Annotated in this window: 15 protein-coding genes; 10 read left to right on the top strand and 5 right to left on the bottom strand. The window is 40.3% G+C overall.

What is annotated here, in order from left to right:
* Positions 1-36 precede the first annotated feature (36 nt).
* The 6 genes from trxA (at position 37) to fre (ending at position 6,236) form a co-directional block, all read left to right on the top strand.
* The gene (gene trxA / locus GNP81_RS18125) at positions 37-363 is read left to right on the top strand and encodes a thioredoxin TrxA (protein ID WP_005416871.1); all 327 of its coding nucleotides are present in this window, start codon (positions 37-39) and stop codon (positions 361-363) included.
* 239 nt (positions 364-602) lie between these two features.
* Positions 603-1,862, top strand: coding sequence for a transcription termination factor Rho (gene rho / locus GNP81_RS18120; protein WP_011260932.1), 1,260 nt, complete (start codon positions 603-605; stop codon positions 1,860-1,862).
* Between the two features lie 158 nt (positions 1,863-2,020).
* On the top strand, positions 2,021-3,016 hold the full coding sequence (locus GNP81_RS18115; RefSeq protein WP_155671869.1) for a hypothetical protein: 996 nt from the start codon (positions 2,021-2,023) through the stop codon (positions 3,014-3,016).
* A 141-nt stretch (positions 3,017-3,157) separates the two neighbouring features.
* Complete coding sequence (ubiD, locus tag GNP81_RS18110; protein ID WP_155673728.1) at positions 3,158-5,002, top strand: 4-hydroxy-3-polyprenylbenzoate decarboxylase; 1,845 nt, start codon at positions 3,158-3,160, stop codon at positions 5,000-5,002.
* A 163-nt stretch (positions 5,003-5,165) separates the two neighbouring features.
* Positions 5,166-5,429, top strand: a complete 264-nt coding sequence (locus GNP81_RS18105; RefSeq protein WP_005416876.1) for a 2Fe-2S iron-sulfur cluster-binding protein — start codon at positions 5,166-5,168, stop codon at positions 5,427-5,429.
* A gap of 96 nt (positions 5,430-5,525) precedes the next feature.
* Positions 5,526-6,236 carry an NAD(P)H-flavin reductase gene (gene fre, locus GNP81_RS18100; protein WP_155673727.1) on the top strand — a complete coding sequence of 237 codons (711 nt, stop codon included), beginning with the start codon at positions 5,526-5,528 and terminating at the stop codon, positions 6,234-6,236.
* An 80-nt stretch (positions 6,237-6,316) separates the two neighbouring features.
* Here the strand turns inward: fre and GNP81_RS18095 are convergent, their stop codons facing one another.
* From GNP81_RS18095 to hemC, 4 genes are read right to left on the bottom strand one after another with little or no spacing between them, the layout of a single operon-like run.
* A complete protein-coding gene (locus GNP81_RS18095; RefSeq protein WP_155652264.1) occupies positions 6,317-7,501 on the bottom strand; it encodes a heme biosynthesis HemY N-terminal domain-containing protein in 1,185 nt (394 codons plus the stop codon).
* Positions 7,498-8,691: a uroporphyrinogen-III C-methyltransferase gene (locus GNP81_RS18090; RefSeq protein ID WP_155673726.1), complete on the bottom strand. Its 1,194-nt coding sequence runs from the start codon at positions 8,689-8,691 to the stop codon at positions 7,498-7,500. Before GNP81_RS18090 ends, GNP81_RS18095 begins: the two co-directional genes overlap by 4 nt.
* Complete coding sequence (locus GNP81_RS18085; protein ID WP_155673725.1) at positions 8,688-9,449, bottom strand: uroporphyrinogen-III synthase; 762 nt, start codon at positions 9,447-9,449, stop codon at positions 8,688-8,690. The genes GNP81_RS18090 and GNP81_RS18085 overlap by 4 nt, the downstream gene beginning before the upstream one ends.
* Positions 9,450-9,451: 2 nt before the next feature.
* Positions 9,452-10,387 (bottom strand): hydroxymethylbilane synthase, encoded by a 936-nt coding sequence (hemC, locus tag GNP81_RS18080; protein WP_011260939.1) that lies wholly within the window; start codon positions 10,385-10,387, stop codon positions 9,452-9,454.
* 257 nt (positions 10,388-10,644) lie between these two features.
* Between hemC and GNP81_RS18075 the strand changes: the two genes are divergently transcribed.
* Both GNP81_RS18075 and uvrD read left to right on the top strand, forming a co-directional pair.
* Positions 10,645-13,170: a class I adenylate cyclase gene (locus tag GNP81_RS18075; protein WP_155673724.1), complete on the top strand. Its 2,526-nt coding sequence runs from the start codon at positions 10,645-10,647 to the stop codon at positions 13,168-13,170.
* An 84-nt stretch (positions 13,171-13,254) separates the two neighbouring features.
* The gene (uvrD, locus tag GNP81_RS18070; protein WP_155673723.1) at positions 13,255-15,456 is read left to right on the top strand and encodes a DNA helicase II; all 2,202 of its coding nucleotides are present in this window, start codon (positions 13,255-13,257) and stop codon (positions 15,454-15,456) included.
* Positions 15,457-15,874: 418 nt separating this feature from the next.
* Here the strand turns inward: uvrD and rarD are convergent, their stop codons facing one another.
* Positions 15,875-16,780, bottom strand: a complete 906-nt coding sequence (rarD, locus tag GNP81_RS18065) for an EamA family transporter RarD (protein WP_155673722.1) — start codon at positions 16,778-16,780, stop codon at positions 15,875-15,877.
* 227 nt (positions 16,781-17,007) lie between these two features.
* On the opposite strand from rarD, the gene recQ reads away from it, so the two are divergent.
* Both recQ and GNP81_RS18055 read left to right on the top strand, forming a co-directional pair.
* Complete coding sequence (gene recQ, locus GNP81_RS18060) at positions 17,008-18,843, top strand: ATP-dependent DNA helicase RecQ (protein ID WP_155673721.1); 1,836 nt, start codon at positions 17,008-17,010, stop codon at positions 18,841-18,843.
* Positions 18,844-18,846: 3 nt separating this feature from the next.
* The gene (locus GNP81_RS18055; RefSeq protein WP_155671856.1) at positions 18,847-19,137 is read left to right on the top strand and encodes a DUF3630 family protein; all 291 of its coding nucleotides are present in this window, start codon (positions 18,847-18,849) and stop codon (positions 19,135-19,137) included.
* The last annotated feature ends 33 nt before the right edge of the window (positions 19,138-19,170 follow it).

Raw genomic sequence — 19,170 nt, 5'->3', positions numbered from 1 at the left:
TCAAATCAGCCTTTAAATTTAACGTTGGAGTTGACGATGAGCGACAAAATTTTGCAGCTTACAGATGGCGGTTTTGAAGAAAGTGTAATCAACGCTGCAGGCCCTGTACTAGTAGATTTCTGGGCAGAATGGTGTGGTCCTTGTAAAATGATTGCCCCGATTCTGGATGAGATTGCTGATGAGTACGAAGGCAAACTAACGATTGGTAAATTAAATATCGATCAAAATGCTGGTACACCACCAAAATTTGGTATTCGTGGCATTCCAACGCTACTTCTTTTTAAAGATGGCGGCGTAGCTGCAACGAAAGTGGGTGCACTTTCAAAGACTCAACTTAAAGAGTTTCTTGATGCAAACCTATAATTTAGGATGGTATTAAGTCAGATAGAACCGCATATAATGAAAAATTATGTGCGGTTTTGTTTTATCTGAGCTAAGCTAAGCCCATAAATAGGATTAACCCCCTAGACTAAAAACCGAATAAGTGATAATTTATCGCGCGTAATTTATACGATTTCATTTCTTGACCGAGCTCGAAGGTCATCCATTCTTAAATCAACTAAAGATAGAATCTGATTTTGACTAAACAACTACCTACCACTATGAATCTTACTGAACTTAAAAACCGATCTGTATCGGACCTTGTTGCTCTTGGCGAAACACTAGGCCTAGAAAACTTAGCTCGTCTAAGAAAACAAGACATTATTTTTTCTATTCTTAAGCAACACGCTAAGAGTGGCGAAGATATATTTGGTGACGGTGTTCTAGAGATTCTGCAAGATGGCTTTGGTTTCCTTCGCTCGGCAGACAGTTCTTACTTGGCGGGTCCTGATGATATTTATGTATCACCAAGCCAAATTCGTCGTTTTAACTTGCGTACTGGTGATACCATTGCCGGAAAGATTCGTCCACCAAAAGATGGCGAACGTTACTTTGCACTTCTTAAAGTAAACGCTGTAAACCACGACCGTCCTGATAACGCACGTAACAAAATCCTTTTTGAAAACCTTACTCCTCTACATGCTAACGATCGTTTACGCATGGAACGTGGTAATGGTTCAACAGAAGACATTACAGCACGTGTTCTTGATTTAGCATCACCAATTGGCCGTGGCCAACGTGGTCTGATTGTTGCTCCGCCAAAAGCGGGTAAAACTATGCTACTTCAAAACATTGCTCAAAGTATTGCGCATAACCACCCTGAGTGTGAGTTGATGGTTCTACTTATCGATGAACGTCCAGAAGAAGTAACAGAGATGCAACGCCTAGTTAAAGGTGAAGTTGTTGCATCAACGTTTGATGAGCCAGCGTCTCGTCACGTTCAAGTTGCTGAAATGGTTATCGAGAAAGCAAAACGTCTTGTTGAGCATAAGAAAGACGTGGTTATCTTACTTGACTCTATTACTCGTCTAGCTCGTGCATACAACACCGTAATCCCATCATCTGGTAAAGTTCTTACTGGTGGTGTGGATGCTAACGCACTTCACCGTCCTAAGCGTTTCTTTGGTGCAGCACGTAACGTTGAAGAAGGTGGTAGTTTAACTATCATCGCAACAGCACTTGTTGATACTGGCTCTAAAATGGATGAGGTTATCTACGAAGAGTTTAAAGGTACAGGTAACATGGAATTACACTTAAACCGTAAGATTGCGGAAAAACGTGTATTCCCAGCGATTGATTTCAACCGTTCTGGTACTCGTCGTGAAGAGTTGCTGACTAAAGCAGATGAACTACAAAAAATGTGGATCCTGCGTAAGATTGTTCACCCAATGGGCGAGATCGATGCAATGGAATTCCTAATTGATAAGCTATCAATGACGAAAACAAATGATGAGTTCTTTGATGCGATGCGTCGTCAGTAATTGATAAAAGACTCATTTATTGATGTAGAGCTCAAAAATAATGAAACGCTGCCAATTTGGTAGCGTTTTTTGTTGATTAAATGTTAATTTGATCGCACTATGATTTGTACTAAGCTTGGTGAAGGAAATCTAACTTAGTTCATTTCAAGGAGTAATATATGCAACAAGGACTGTTAGCATCAATCCTCCTTTTTATTAGTTTGCTGTTTGGGCAAGTATCTGCCTCTGAGATTCAACCAAACTTTAAGAATAGTTTATTGAATGATCAGCAACTCAAAAAGAAGGTGGAAAAACTGCATCAATATCTTATTGATGATGACACCACAACATTAAACTTTTCTCTTAATCGTCTTTCTATGCCACAGCAAGAAGCGGTACGCTTTATGTTGCTTCAACATATTGAAAAAGACAGATTAGTCTTATCTCCAACAGCCAGTATTTGGCTAAAAGAACAGTTAACGCTGCATCCAACTTATACCATTAAAGAACAAGGTGATGGCTATGTGGTCACTAAGTTAGCATTTGATTATTCCAGTATTGCTGCTCGTGTATTAAATCAGATGAAGAAAGAGCAACAAGTATTGGACTTCATTCTTGCCGCTGAAGAAAAGCGTCTTATATTATCTGAATGGTTAACGGGTGAGCCTCATCAAGTACGTGTACGTCAATCTATTGTGTTAGCTGAATTAGATAGCCTTACGCCAGAAGCATTAGAGTATCTTGTTAATCAGATCACGGACGACACATTATCGGTGTGGTTGCCAACAACGGAAGTGATGGTTCGTTTAGCTCAAGTATCTAAAGACCCTGGAATATATAAGATGTTATGGCGTATGCGAACGGATCAATACAGTATCAATGAGCTTAATCGTTTAGCGAGATTAGCACCTGATCCATTTGCGACAGAGCAATTAATGGCAGCGACTAAAAATCCATCATTGAAACAGAGTGCGTTTGCCTCACTTGCTCAACTTCATCCTTTGCCACAAGAGGTTCAGCATTTCTTATTAGCGAAGCTTGATCATATTCAAGATGGCGGTGCAGTCGCAATGCACTTGGCGAATTATGGTCATGTATCTTGGTTAGAAAGCTTGGTAAGCGGCAGTAATAATGTTCGTAAGCAGCACGTAAAGTTTGCTTTATCACAAAATTAATAAGATTTTAATTCCCCAAATATTTAAATATTCATTACCTAATGAGATGTGTTTTAGCTCTAGGTGATGAGTGTTAAGTAGGGTTGGGGATATTCATTTGTTTGGGTATAATCTACTCAAACTCATTAGATGTAGATAGCGATGCAATATAAGGATTTACGCGATTTTATCGGCCATTTGGAAGATATTGGTCAGCTAAAACGCATTTCACACCCCATTGACCCTCATTATGAAATGACAGAGATCAGCGATCGTACTTTACGAGCGGGTGGTCCTGCTTTGCTATTTGAAAATCCAATTGGTTACGATATTCCGGTGTTAACCAACTTATTTGGTACACCCGAGCGTGTCGCTATCGGCATGGGTCGCAAAGACGTTTTGGAGCTGCGTGAAGTAGGAAAATTACTTGCGTACTTAAAAGAGCCTGAGCCACCAAAAGGCTTTAAAGATGCATTAGATAAATTGCCAGTCTTTAAGCAAGTTTTGAACATGCCAACTAAGAATATTCGTAAAGCGGCATGCCAACAGATTGTTTGGCAAGGCGATGATGTTGATCTTGATAAAGTTCCAGTGATGAGCTGTTGGGCTGATGATGTTGCTCCGTTATTAACGTGGGGTCTAACCATTACCAAAGGCCCGCATAAAAAACGCCAAAACTTAGGCATTTATCGCCAGCAGAAGCTGAGTAAAAACAAAGTGATCATGCGTTGGCTTGCTCACCGTGGTGGTGCTTTAGATTTGCGTGACTGGATGGAAACTCATCCAGGAGAACCGTTTCCTGTCTCTGTAGCGTTTGGTGCCGATCCTGCGACGATTTTAGGTGCGGTAACGCCTGTACCTGATACTTTGTCTGAATATGCGTTTGCAGGCCTTCTACGAGGCAGCAGAACCGAAATAACCAAATCCATTAGTAATGACTTGGAAGTACCAGCCAGTGCTGAGATTGTCCTTGAGGGCTATATAGACCCAACAGAATTTGCCGATGAAGGCCCTTATGGCGATCACACCGGTTACTATAATGAAGTTGAAAAGCACCATGTGTTTACGGTTACGCACATTACCATGCGTAAAGAACCGATTTATCACAGTACGTATACTGGACGTCCGCCTGATGAACCTGCGGTTTTAGGTGTGGCATTAAACGAAGTATTTGTGCCTATTTTACAAAAGCAGTTTCCTGAAATCATTGATTTTTACCTTCCACCAGAAGGGTGTTCATATCGCATGGCGGTAGTGACAATGAAGAAGCAATACCCAGGTCACGCTAAGCGTGTGATGATGGGCGTGTGGTCGTTCTTACGTCAGTTTATGTACACCAAGTTTGTATTGGTCTGCGATGAAGAGGTGAATGCTCGAGATTGGTCACAAGTAACAGCGGCAATGTCTCTGCATATGGATCCCGCTCGTGATAGTTTAATGATAGAGAATACGCCGATAGATTCATTAGATTTTGCTTCACCTGTGGTGGGATTAGGTTCAAAAATGGGCTTAGATATCACGAAAAAATGGGATGCAGAATTAGCATTATCACCAAACGTGGAATGTTCATTAACAAGTAGTGAGCAGATTGAAGGGTGTATCGCTGAAATAACCAAAATGTGTCCTGAGATTATTGAAATTCATTTGCAGAATGACAATGCCAGTATGGTGGTTGTATCCATCAATAAACAGGCTGTAGGTAATGCTAAGAAAATCATGGATGCCATTTGGTCTCAATTTGAAGAGAACAAATTTGTGATCGTGTGTGATGATGATGTCAATGTGAGTGATTGGAATGACATCATTTGGGCGGTAACCACACGAATGGATCCGGCGAGAGATACCTTATTCTTACAAAGCGAAGGTGAAACCTCAAAGATGGGGTTAGATGCCACCAATAAATGGGAAGGTGAATGTCTTCGTGAGTGGGGAACACCAATCAAGAAAGATCCAGAAGTGGTCGCTAAAATTGATAGTCTCTGGGATGAATTAGGGATTTTAAAATAAAGAATTGGTTTACTACATATTTTAGTGAAGTGTAATGTCTTGTAGCAAAACAGCTGTTGCTATCGATAAGCTATCAACACCAATTAAATCCATTCTGCTTTTGCGGAAAGACATTTCATTTAACTGAATAAAGTGAAGTATTAAAATCAATAAATTAAGTGTAATGAAAAAAATAACCTTACTACCACAGCAAAAAGAATTCAGCATCGAAGAAGGGCAAACCATTCTTGATGCGGCACTCGAGGCGGGAATTAATTATCCAAACCGATGCCAAGTCGGTGCATGCGCTATGTGCTTATGCAAAAAATTAGAGGGTGAAATCGAATACGATTTAGAGCCTCTTCTTACCGATAAAGAACAACAAGAAGGGTGGGTATTTGCGTGTCAGGCAACAGCAAAAAGTGATTTAGTGCTGTTGTTAGAATAAATCCTCCCCGTATAATTAGAGTTTAATGCTCAATACACATAATAATGACAGCGTACAAATGCCATATTAAAAGGCATCAGCTGAAAAAGGAAAGTCATGCCAATCAATTGCAAAGTAAAGTCTATCGAGCCATTGGCTTGTAATACTTTTCGAATTTTACTTCACCCAGAACAGCCTGTTGCTTTTAAAGCTGGCCAATACCTAACGGTTGTTATGGGTGAAAAAGACAAACGTCCATTCTCAATCGCAAGTAGTCCTTGTCGCCACGAAGGTGAAATTGAGTTACATATTGGTGCCGCAGAGCATAATGCTTATGCTGGAGAAGTAGTTGAATCAATGAAATCGGCACTAGAAACGGGTGGTGATATTTTAATTGATGCGCCTCATGGTGAAGCGTGGATCCGTGAAGACAGCGATCGTTCAATGCTATTGATTGCTGGTGGTACAGGTTTTAGTTACGTACGTTCAATTCTTGATCACTGCATTAGCCAAAAGATTCAAAAACCAATTTACCTATACTGGGGTGGTCGTGATGAATGCCAACTGTATGCAAAAGCAGAACTAGAGACCATAGCTCAAGCGCATAGTCATATTACGTTTGTACCAGTTGTTGAGCAAAGTGAAGGCTGGGCAGGTAAAACGGGTAATGTGCTAGAAGCGGTAAAAGCCGATTTTAACTCATTGGCTGATATGGATATTTATATCGCAGGTCGCTTTGAAATGGCTGGTGCTGCACGTGAGCAATTCACCACAGAAAAACAAGCGAAGAAAGAGCAATTGTTTGGTGATGCATTCGCATTTATTTAATCGAGTTTTTTCTAACAAATATCAATAAAAATGCCACTCAATAATGAGTGGCATTTTTTATGGGTGTTCAATAACGCAAATTAGTCGTTATCATCAACCATAGTTAATGCTTTACGAGAAATATCCGCAGCTGCTTGTTTACGGTTTTGCTTATCCAATACGCGTGCAAGATAGGCGTAATCAGACATATCTTCACGAATTGCTAATGCAGCTTCAAAATGTTCACGCGCTGGCTGCCATTTTTGTGTTCGCATATAAAGTTGTGCCAATGTACTTTGAATCACAGGATTACGTACATCGTAATCAGCCATGCTTTCAAGCAATACAGTCGCAGGGTGATAATCAGCTAGATTTAGCGTAGGAAGTAGAGCAACTAGACGATCATCCGCTCGTTTCTTTAGGTTATCTCGCAAGATAATGTACGCTTCTGAATCTGCTTTGCGTGCTTGTAATTGTTGGATAAGACAAATCAGAATTGGAACATGTTTTTTCAGTTTCTTTGGTAACGCATCCCAATGTTCTAGTAAGCCTGCTGTCCCTTTATTGGTAGCAATAAAAGCCATTAATCCACATTCCGCTTTTTCTTCTAACTCTAACGCTTGTTGGTCGGTAATTAGATTCGCTTTACTTAATGGATGAATGATATTTTTTAGAGCCTGCCATTCATTTAATGCAAGATAACACTCTTTTAATAGTTCTAATAAAACCGGATTACGAGGGTAATCAACCTTCACAAATTGTAAGGTCGCTAATGCCAGTTCATACTGTTTTTGGCGCATTTGCAGTTTTGCACTGGTTAATGCAACCGCTAATGTACTGTCATCTTGCTCTGATGCTAACTGCAGGTATTTATCTCTCAGATCAATTTGCTGACGACCTTGAGCCGCTTCCGCAGCAGCCAAATAATTCAATAGTGGGAAATCGTTATGACGTCCACCTTTAGTAATTAGGCGCTCAGCTTCTTTCCATTCACCTTCATGTAGTTTAATCATTCCTTTAAAGGTGTTGTAACGAGCTTTACGTAAATGGCGGGCACTAAACCAACCGCGAGTATAATTACTCACAGAAAGAATACGCTTCACGATCATTTCAAGTAAGAACAAGCCAGCAATCAAAGCACCAATAAAGAGCACCAAGGTTGTTAAGCTCATCTCAATAGTCGTATTAGCAACGGATATCAATACATAACCTTGTTGATCAGCAAAGGTAGTTCCTACAATTAATCCACCGACTAAGACAATCGCCAGAAGAAGCAATCGGATCATGATTTGCCTCCTTCGGTTGTTTCAGTTTGTTTTACTGTTGCTTTTGGGGCGTCACCAATCGCTTGAACATTACGGCGAAGTCGCTCTGAAATGAAGTCCGACAATAACGCTTGAGTCTTCATTTTCTTTGGATAACGAACGTCTACTTTGTATTTTGCTAAAGAGTCTAGCTGAGCCATAAAGCTTTTCACTGCAGGGTCATCTTGTTGGAAGTACTGAGAAGACCACAGTTTTGCGCTTTCTAGTGATGTAGCATAAACTTCACTTTGCTCACGATAAAGTGCTTTAGAGGCCAGTAGTAACTTACCCTTAATGTTCTCTTTTAAATAGAAATGTTGCTCTGGACTAAGTAGTGGAATGACATTACCTTCACGAACTCGATATGTAATGAAGTGGCCAGCAAAATCATTAAGAGATTGTTTTAAATTTGATTGCCAATCATTGATGTTGGTTGAAACGTGTTTTTCTTCAACAGCATCGGCTTCTGGAAGAACGGCGCTTGCCAGTGGCAGTTTATTAATTTGTTGTTCTAGGCTATTTAGTTTTAATACTAAGCCATCACGGTCAATTAATGGGATCGCTTTTAATGTCGCAATGTCATCAGCCATTGCACGACGTAGCGGTGTTAGGCTTGGATCGTTCAGTGCAGAGATGCGTTGATCGGCATTCTCCATTAAACGAGTTGCGCTAACCACATCATGTTCAAGCCATAATTTACGACCAGCCATTTTTACTAAGTAATCTGCTTCTGCAAGTAACCAGTCATTTGGACGACGACCTTTGATATCAGCAATCGCCAATTGAAGGCTCGCAATGCTCTTATCTTGTTGCTGCATTAGAACTGTCGCTTTACGTACAATCTCATCCGCTTTATCGGTAATGCGTTGTTCTGCAGCAACCAGTTTTGCATCAAGCGTGGTATCTGCTGTTTTTAATTTTTGCTCAAGTTGAGCTATTTGGATTTGTTGTTGGGTAACTTGTTGTTGCGATGCTAAGAAGGCACCGCCACTGAATAAAATAGAGATAATAATGGCTACAGTCCCTAAGCGACGGCCTTTTTTATCGACAATATTTTCTGTGTTAGAAGCAGAGTGTGTGGTGGTTTTCTCTGGCTCTTTTTTTATATCAGAGGCTGTAGTCACAACCGGCTTATCTTCGGTTGGCTGTGTTGTATTATTATTTTTTGTCATTTGAAAATCCCATCATAATGATGCTCACTGATATAGTGCAGCAAGTCGGAATTAGAGGCTCCGCCAACCGTTTCAATATGTTGATAACCAAGTTCTTTTGCAAACTGGTTAATGCGCTCACTTGGTACCAATAATCTAAGCTTCAGTACCCAATTTAAATCTGTATTTGCAAATTGAGAGGTGAAAAAAGAGAGTTGTTCGCCACTGGTCACAATCAATGTGTTTACGTTCTTTTCTTGCCACTCTCGAGTTTTGATAGATGCATCAAATGCGATGACTTGGCGTTGGTAAGCCTCACAATATGTCACATCCACATTGAGATCGTTTAGAACTTGATAAATCAGATCTCGTCCGCCATTTCCTCGAAGAATAATGGCTTTTTTCCCTGTCGCTTTTTGTAAGACAGGAAGGGCTAATAAATGTTCACTGTCGCTATGGGTTGGGTAGTGTACTGGATCTGAAATATACTTTTTGAGGTGTTGAGCGCTCTTTTGACCGACCGCAATATAATTAACCCCCTGTTTCCACTCTAATTGTAGCTGTTTTAAATGATTTTGCGTGTGTTCAACAGCGTGCTGACTAACAGCGATAATAAAATCACCATCATTAAGTGAAGAAAATAGTCTAGGGAGTTGAGACAGTTCATTGCCGGGATGGATAGTGATAAGAGGATGAGAAATAGCTGGATGCCCTGATTGATTCAAGGCATCACATAAAGCTTGGCTCTCTTGCTCAGGGCGAGTCACCAAAATCGTCATAGTTACGCTTCTGCGTATAGGCGTTCTAAAATTTCTTTCGCGCCATCGTTTAAAAGTTGATCGGCAAGTTGAGTGCCTAAAGCTTCTGCGTCAGAAACCGGTCCAGACACTTCACCACGGATCATCACTGAGCCATCAGGTTCGCCAACAAGAGCGCGTAACCAAATTTGGTCACCATCAATTAATGAGTAACTACCGATTGGTACTTGGCAACCACCTTCTAAGCGGTTATTCATTGCACGCTCACACAGAACTCGGTTTGCCGTTTCTGGGTGATTTAGAGGTTCAAGTAAAGCACGAAGACGATCGTCATCTAAGCGAGCTTCAATACCAACAGCACCTTGACCTACTGCAGGTAATGATTGCTCAGGTTCGATTGCACTTTTGATTCGGTCTTCTAGACCTAAACGGATTAAGCCAGCACAAGCAAGAATGATCGCATCGTAGTTACCATCATCCAGTTTTTGTAGACGAGTTCCCACATTACCGCGTAATTCTTTGATAATAAGATCAGGACGAGCTTCTTTAAGTTGGCATTGACGACGTAGGCTACAAGTACCAACAACGGCGCCTTGAGGTAACTCATCAATATTGTTGTAAGTGTTCGATACAAATGCGTCACGTGGGTCTTCACGCTCACAAATCGTAACAAGACCTAGACCTTCAGGAAATTCAACTGGCACGTCTTTCATTGAGTGAACAGCAAGGTCTGCGCGGCCTTCTAGCATCGCAACTTCAAGTTCTTTAACGAATAAGCCTTTTCCGCCAACTTTTGCTAATGGCGTATCAAGAATAATGTCGCCTTTCGTTACCATAGTAACCAATTCAACTTCCAAACCAGGGTGAGCGGCTTGCAGTGCATCTTTAACAAAGTGGGCTTGCCATAGAGCCAAAGGGCTTTTACGAGTGGCGATACGAACAGGTAATTGCTGTGACATAGTAGTATCCGATCAAAATAATTACCTTATCCTACCATTACTTGAGGGTGAGGTGAAAATACAGGATGACAACAGTGTGATTATGGGTTAAAAACATCAGCGCAAAAGGTAAGGGTATTACTTTTTGTAGTGATGCGCTAAACTTTACGTCTAAAGTTAAAAGTGTTATCTTGATCACGTTTTATAGTCGGTATTGAACGAATGCTGTTCAATATTCACCATCATCTTAGATGACAAAGATTAGCTAGGCTTTCTATTTGCAAACCTATATTGAAACATTAATTGCTCGACAGCAACGCCTCACGGAACAACGTGTAGAGCGAGCTTTAGCACTAATGAAACCACTTGGGCAAGAGATCTTCCATCAATTGCCATTGCTATTGCATTTCAATCATTCGGAGCTTCCGGGTTTTGTTGAAGGTGCTCCTAGTGGTATTAAACAATTTCAGGCGAATAAAAAGCAGCGTGAGTGGATGGCTCAACTTACGCTTCGTTATCCTCTATCTACCTCAAATCAAGGCAATATTCTTGGTTTGTATTCTATGGGTAGTACTTCTTCTATTGGCCAAACTGTTGCCAGTGATCTCGATATTTGGGTTTGTATTCCTGAAAATCTTCCTGCCGAGAAAAAAGCGCTTCTACAAAAGAAATGTGATGCACTCACTGAGTGGGCATTGCAGTTTTATATTGAAGCTAACTTCTTCTTAATGGAACAGAATCGTTTTAGAGATGCGTATTCTGAAGAGATGACCGGTGATAACTGCGGTTCTTCACAGCACCTTCTCTTGCTTGATGAGTTTTATCGTACCGCCGTATGCCTTGGTGGACAGCAATTGCTATGGCAAATCATCCCTCCAGAAATGGAAGAAAGTTATGATGATTATGTCGATCAATTGTGTGAGCAAGGGATTATTCAGCGTGACCAATGGATTGATTTTGGTCGTCTTAATCATATTCCTGCAGAAGAGTATTTTGGCTCAAGTTTATGGCAACTATATAAAAGTATCGATTCACCGTTTAAATCGGTGCTAAAAGCGATCTTATTAGAAGCGTATTCTTGGGAGTACCCACATACACAACTATTAAGCATTGATAGTAAACGCCGATTCTTTGCTGATGATCCCGATCTTTATGGGATGGATGCGTACTACCTGATGCTTGAGAAAGTGACTCGTTATCTTGAACGAACCAATGATATGTCTCGTTTAGAGTTGGTTCGTCGTAGTTTCTATTTGAAAACACATGAGAAGCTTTCAAGAAGACAAGGTCAAGGCTCAGTTGAATGGCGTCGTAAGGCGTTAAGTGAGTTAACGACACAATGGGGATGGAGCTCTGAATACATTACAGAGTTAGACTCTCGTCGTACTTGGAAAGTAGAACAGGTGAAGAAATCACACCACGATCTGCTTGAAGCCTTGATGCAAAGTTACCGAAACCTGATCCGTTTTGCGCGTAATAATGACATAACGTCGTCGATCAGCCCTGAAGATATCAGTATTCTTGCTCGTAAACTTTATGCGGCATTTGAAGAACTTCCAGGTAAGGTGACGTTACTTAATCCTCAGATCTCACCAGATTTACACGAAGCAGATTTAAGTTTTGTAGAAGTACCAGAAAACAGCGTTAATAAAGCAGGTTGGTACGTTTATAAAAAACCATTAATTGCCAAAGAATTAATGGGAGCCAAGTTCTTAGAGCATAACCGATACTTAAGTAAGTTAGTCGCATGGGCGTTCTTTAATGGCTTACTAACGGAATCAACACGTTTGGATGCCGTGGTTCGTGATGCGGATTTGAATATCGATAAGTTCTATCAAATGGTGAGTGATTTAAGAAATACATTCTCAGTGTATTTGCCACAACCAACCAAAGAAGAACTGGGTAGCCCTTGTGAAGTTCGACAGCTTTCTATTTTTATTAATTTAGAAAATGACCCAACAGAAAGATTGAAAATGAAACCTGAGCGTATGAATCAGGCAGATGCGGATATCTTCAGTTGTGGTAGTGAGCAAAACAACTTAATTGGTAGTGTTGATTTAGTGTATCGAAATTCATGGCATGAAGTGAGAACACTAAACTTTAGTGGTGAAACCGCCATTCTTGATGCGCTAAAAACCGTATTGTGCAAAATGCACCAAGACGCTGCTCGTCCAGAGTCTGTGGATGTGTTCTGTTACAGTAAACAGATGCGTGGCATCATTCGTAATAATATTTATCAACTGCTGGCTGAGTGTATTGAGCTTCGTTTAAAGCCGGTTGAAAATAACGAAAAACGTCGCCGTTTCAAAGGCATCAAAATCGGTTCAACCATGTATGGATTGTTCTTTGAGCGTCGTGGTGTATCGATCCAAAAACTGGAAGATTCTGTTCAGTTTTATTCAAGCATCTCTACGAATAAGGCGATTGGTTCAACCACCATACCTTTGGGTGATAACAGCGGTGTGGTTATCCCTGATGCGGTGGACTCATTTGCGAGTGAAGGTTTGATTCAATTCTTCTTCGATGATTCGCAAAATGATGACGATGGTTTCAATATTTATGTTTTAGATGAAGAGAATAAGATTGAAATTTATCACCAATGTTATGGCAGCAAAGATGATATGGTGAACAGCATTAATCACTATTACACTTCAAGTCGTAATAATGAAGACTTGTCTAATCCAGATAAAGTGAACTTTAACTTACCTCAGTTTTATGAGGTTGTGTATGGTGATACACAAGAGGCGTCGATTCATTCATATCGTAGTGGACAGCAACACGCGAAAGTAAAACAAGTCATCTAAAAAGCAAAAAGAGACCCGAGATTTGGGTCTCACTTCATTTCAGTATATACTCCGTCTACATGTATAAATAACCAGTGTGATGTGATGGACGTTTCTTTTCTTCTTGATGGTCTTAATGACAAACAGCGCGAAGCCGTAGCCGCTCCGTTAGAAAACATGCTTGTACTTGCGGGTGCCGGTAGTGGTAAAACTCGAGTACTTGTTCATCGTATCGCATGGTTAATGCAAATTGAGCAAGCGTCTCCTTTCTCTATCATGTCAGTGACATTTACCAACAAAGCAGCAGCTGAAATGCGTGGTCGTATTGAAGAGCTAATGCATGGTAGTGCTGGTGGTATGTGGAACGGTACTTTCCACGGTATTTGTCATCGTATTCTTCGTGCTCATTACCTTGATGCAAAATTACCAGAAGGTTTCCAAATTATTGATTCTGATGATCAACAACGTTTATTAAAACGACTGATCAAAGCGCAGAATTTAGATGATAAAAACTGGCCCGCTCGTCAAGCTGCTTGGTTTATTAATGGTAAAAAAGACGAAGGTTTACGTCCTCACCAAATTAATTCTTTCAACGATCCAATTACTCAAACGTGGTTGAAAGTTTACAGTGCTTACCAAGAGGCTTGTGATCGTGCAGGTTTAGTGGATTTTGCTGAAATCTTACTGCGTGCACATGAATTGCTTCGTGATCACAAACATATCAGAGAGCACTACCAAGCGCGTTTTAAGCATATTTTGGTGGACGAATTCCAAGATACCAACAACATCCAATACGCTTGGCTACGTATGATGGCTGGGTCAGATTGTGATGTGATGATCGTAGGTGATGATGACCAATCCATCTATGGTTGGCGTGGTGCTCAGATTGAAAATATTCAAAAATTCTTAGATGAATTTGTTGGTGCCAAAACCATTCGTCTAGAACAAAACTACCGTTCAACTGCCAATATTCTAAATGCAGCCAACGAATTGATCAGTAACAACACTGAGCGTATGGGCAAGAAATTATGGACTGAAGGTGTGGAAGGCGACTTAATATCCATTTATTCGGCGTATAACGAATTAGATGAAGCACGCTTTGCTGTCGGTAAGATTAAAGAGTGGCGTGATAATGGTGGAGCACTTGAAGACTCCGCATTTTTATATCGTAATAACGCCCAATCTCGTGTACTTGAAGAAGCGTTAATTCAAGCTGGCCTACCGTACCGAATTTATGGTGGTATGCGATTCTTCGAACGACAAGAGATCAAAGATGCCTTGTCTTATTTACGTTTAATGAATAACCGTAATGATGATGCTGCGTTTGAGCGTGTTGTTAATACACCGACTCGTGGTTTAGGTGATAAAACGTTAGAGACTGTGCGTTTTGCTGCTCGTGAACGTGGAGCAACCATGTGGCAGGCAAGTATTGCCTTAATTGAAGAACAAGTATTACCAGGACGTGCAGCAGGCGCATTAAGTCGTTTTATCGAATTAATTAACGCATTAGAAGATGATACTCGTGATTGTCGTCTACATGAACAAACAGACCAAGTGATCAAAAGCTCAGGGTTGTTTGCTATGTATGAACAAGAGAAAGGCGAAAAATCAAAAGCGCGTATTGAGAACTTGGAAGAGCTGGTAACGGCAACTCGACAGTTTGAAAAACCTGAAGAAGCAGAAGAGATGACGGATTTGACTGCTTTCTTAACTCATGCTGCATTGGAAGCGGGTGAAGGTCAGGCTGATGAGTTTGAAGATGCGGTTCAATTAATGACTTTGCACAGTGCCAAAGGGTTAGAGTTCCCACTTGTGTTTATGGTTGGTGTTGAAGAAGGCATGTTCCCAAGCCAAATGTCAGCAGAAGAAGCGGGACGTTTAGAAGAAGAACGTCGTCTTTGTTATGTTGGTATGACTCGTGCGATGGAAAAACTGTACATCACTTATGCAGAGATGCGTCGTTTGTATGGCCAAGATAAATACCATAAACCATCACGTTTTATTAAAGAGATCCCAACTGAATGCGTAGAAGAAGTACGTATGAAGGCGAAAGTCAGTCGCACAGGATCATATGGCAGTTATGGTCAAAGTGCGTCGTCAGACAGCCGTTTTGGTCAAAAAGCGGTGAATAATAACTTCAATGAAACGGGTTATGCGTTAGGTCAGCGAGTGAAACATCCAAAGTTTGGTGAAGGAACTATTATTAACTTTGAAGGTGCAGGGCCACAAGGTCGTGTACAAGTTGCTTTTAATGGTGAAGGGATCAAATGGTTGGTGACTCAGTACGCTAAGTTAGAATCAATCTAGGTTGGCCTTTAATTAATAAAATAAAAAAAGAGAGCAAATATGCTCTCTTTTTTTATCTATTATTTAGCCACATCTGAATTCATCGTAAAAGGACTTAAAAATTGTAATTCATTACAATTGTGACATTTAAATTTCTTTGTATTACGTTGAGTGATGTATCTTTCAACAAAACTTCGTTTAGATGGTAATAGCGGTAATTCCGCTTTACAGTTTTTACACCTAGCCATATATTGAACCTATTTACAATGTTATCAATAGTTTATGATATTTTTATTAAACCAGTGTCACATATTGAGAAATAAATTTCACGGATATATTGCTAATTAAGTATAAAAAAGTGCAATAAGTAGGCGTAGATCTAAATATAAAAATTAGGTATACATTTTAATGTTACAAAATTATACCTAGCTCTTTAGTGTTATTTATTCTTTTTGTTTCTAGCCATGAAAGCATCTGTGGTAAAGATAAGTAAAGCAGCCCAAATAAAACCAAAAGTAATTGCTTTATCAGCACTAAATTCTTCACCATATAATCCGACCGCTAACAAGAACATTAAGCTTGGACCTATGTATTGAAAAAAACCTAGTGTAGACAGTTTTAGTCGAGTCGCTGCTCCAGTAAAACAGAGTAATGGGACTGTCGTAATGATACCTGCAGCGACCAGTAACAGATTTAAATTTAGCGCATTTTCACTTAAATCTGATGTAGCTGAGTTGGCAATAAACAACAGATAAATGAGAGTGAGTGGTAACATCACTAAGGTTTCTATGAATAATCCAGTTTGCGCATCCATTGCGACTTTTTTACGGAGTAACCCATAAAAGCCAAAACTACAAGCAAGCGCAATGGCGACAACTGGAATTGAACCAAAGGTAATTAATTGGATCAGAACACCAGCACTAGCAAATAGAACGGCTATCCATTGAAGTCGTCTTAAGCGCTCCCCAAGAAAAATCATTCCGAGAACAACATTTAGCAATGGATTAATGTAATAACCTAAACTTGCATCCAGCATATGTCCGGCATTTACTGCCCAGATAAATATCAGCCAATTAGCACCAATTAATACACTGGTTGTAATTAGATAAGTCATCTTTTTCTTATCTTTTAGTGTATTGATAACCGTTGTCCAGCCTTTGGAAAAAGAGAGTAATGCCGCCAAAAAGAAGAAAGACCAAATAACACGATGACTTAAAATCTCTAAAGGAGAGACTTCACTGATGGTTTTAAAGTAAATAGGTGCAATACCCCATATGGTGTAAGCACCAAGAGCAAATAAGACACCCTGGCGAGTGCGTTGTTGTTCGAGAGTCGTTGTTGGCATGTGTGAGTTCTTAACAGTGCGAGTAAAATAGAAAAAGAGAATGTCTGGAGTGACACTCTAAAGATATTGTTATTTTCGCTAGTATATATGACGTTAGAAAAAGATGCTTTTTTAATCGTGTATTGAAGATAATACAGTGTCGAATATGCCGTGTTTTTTCCTATTGCTCTTTTACTCACCGATAAGCATGGGTAGAATGAGCCTCCCATATTATTGATGAGTTTTTTATGTCCAGCATGATCGCAGAACAACCAATGGAAGAGGTGTCGCCAAGTTACACGGTTTTAAAAGACGTGTTTGGCTACCAAGAATTCCGTGTTGGACAAGAAGAAGTCATCAATGCTGTCTTTGAAGGTAAGGATAGCCTTGTCATCATGCCTACTGGTGGTGGTAAGTCGCTTTGTTATCAGATCCCAGCTTTGGTTTTTGAAGGGCTAACACTGGTGATTTCACCGTTAATATCCTTAATGAAAGACCAAGTTGATCAACTTAAAGCGAATGGGGTAAAAGCCGAGTGCTTAAACTCAACCATTGAACGTGAAGAGCAAATAGCGATTTGGAATCGAGTGAATGCTGGTCAGGTGAAAATGCTTTATGTGTCGCCTGAGCGCGTGATGATGCGTGACTTTATGGATCGTTTAGAATCCCTAAACTTGTGTATGATCGCTGTTGATGAAGCGCATTGTATTTCGCAGTGGGGTCACGATTTCCGTCCTGAATACGCATCATTAGGACAGATTAAACAGCGTTTTCCTAGTGTTCCGATCATGGCTCTCACCGCGACTGCTGATGAAGCCACTCGTAAAGATATTCTACATCGTCTTTCTTTGCCTGAGCCGCATCAATACTTAGGCAGTTTTGATCGTCCAAATATTCGTTATACGGTATTAGAAAAGCACAAACCCGTAAGCCAGATTGTTCGCTATCTTGCGACGCAAAAAAATCAATGTGGCGTGATTTATTGCGGTAGTCGTAAGAAAGTTGAAATGTTGACAGAGAAGCTCTGCAACAATCATATTCGTGCGGCGTCTTATCACGCTGGTTTAGATTTGGATGAGCGTAATTACGTTCAGGAAGCCTTTCAGCGAGATGATATTCAAATCGTGGTAGCTACTGTTGCTTTTGGTATGGGGATCAATAAATCCAACGTGCGTTTTGTTGCTCACTTTGATATTCCAAAGAACATTGAATCCTATTATCAAGAGACTGGACGAGCGGGGCGTGATGGTCTCCCAGCTGAAGCGGTCATGCTTTATGATCCTGCCGATATTGTCTGGCTAAGAAAACTGGTGGAAGAGAAACCAGAAGGCCCTCAAAAGCTTGTAGAAAGCCATAAATTAAATGCGATGACAGCATTTGCTGAAGCGCAAACCTGCCGTCGCCAAGTGCTACTTAACTACTTTGGTGAATACAGCGCAAAACCCTGTGGTAATTGTGATGTTTGTTTGGATCCACCAAAGCAATTTGATGGGACAGAAGCTGCACAAAAAGCACTTTCTTGTGTTTATCGAGTTAATCAAGGCTTTGGCGTTGGTTATGTGGTAGAGGTGTTGCGAGGGCTTAAAATTGCCCGTATTCGTGAGCATGGACATGATAAGTTATCGACCTATGGTATCGGTAAAGAGCACAGTCATGAATATTGGGTGAGTATTATTCGACAATTAATTCATAAAGGATTGTTGGTACAAAATATCACTCGAAACTCTACATTGCAGTTAACAGAAGAAGCTCGCCCAATCTTAAAAGGGCAAGAACCGTTAGAACTAGCAGTACCGCGATTGGATATTGCAGCAAAAACGGCAAAATCAGAGAAATTGAATAATCGTAATTACGATAAACAGCTGTTTGCTAAATTACGTAAGCTGCGTAAATCCATTGCAGATCGAGATGACTTACCACCATATGTGGTATTCAGTGATGCAACCTTAATGGATATGGCTGATATTTTACCTACCTCTTATGGAGAGATGTTAGCGGTAAATGGTGTCGGGCAGAAGAAGCTTGAAAAATATGCTGATCCATTCTTAGATTTAATTGAAATGCACTTAACAGGACAAGGATAAGTCATGAGTTTATTTTCAGTCATTGAGTTTGATAAAGAGGTAGGGCGCATTATTTTTGCCATTCCTGAATTTGATTTTGATACCTTCAATGACGTGGGAAAACAGTTGGTTTCAGCAATGGATGCAAAGGTGATAGAGCAGCAAGTGGATGCGGATTTGCATTCATGGCTCATTGATTTTGAAGGGACGCATTTGATGCTAAGAGCAGAGCACTACTCAAATTCAGTATGGTTAGAAAGCTTATCTTCAGGAGAGGCTATTGATGAACTGAACTTTATCGTTAGTTTGTTTTAATTTGCTTAATACTTGATAAGAAAACGGCTGTAT

Source organism: Aliivibrio fischeri, assembly GCF_009727955.1.
GTDB classification, from domain to species: Bacteria; Pseudomonadota; Gammaproteobacteria; order Enterobacterales; family Vibrionaceae; genus Aliivibrio; species Aliivibrio fischeri_A.
This window is presented reverse-complemented; position numbering and strand designations above follow the sequence as displayed.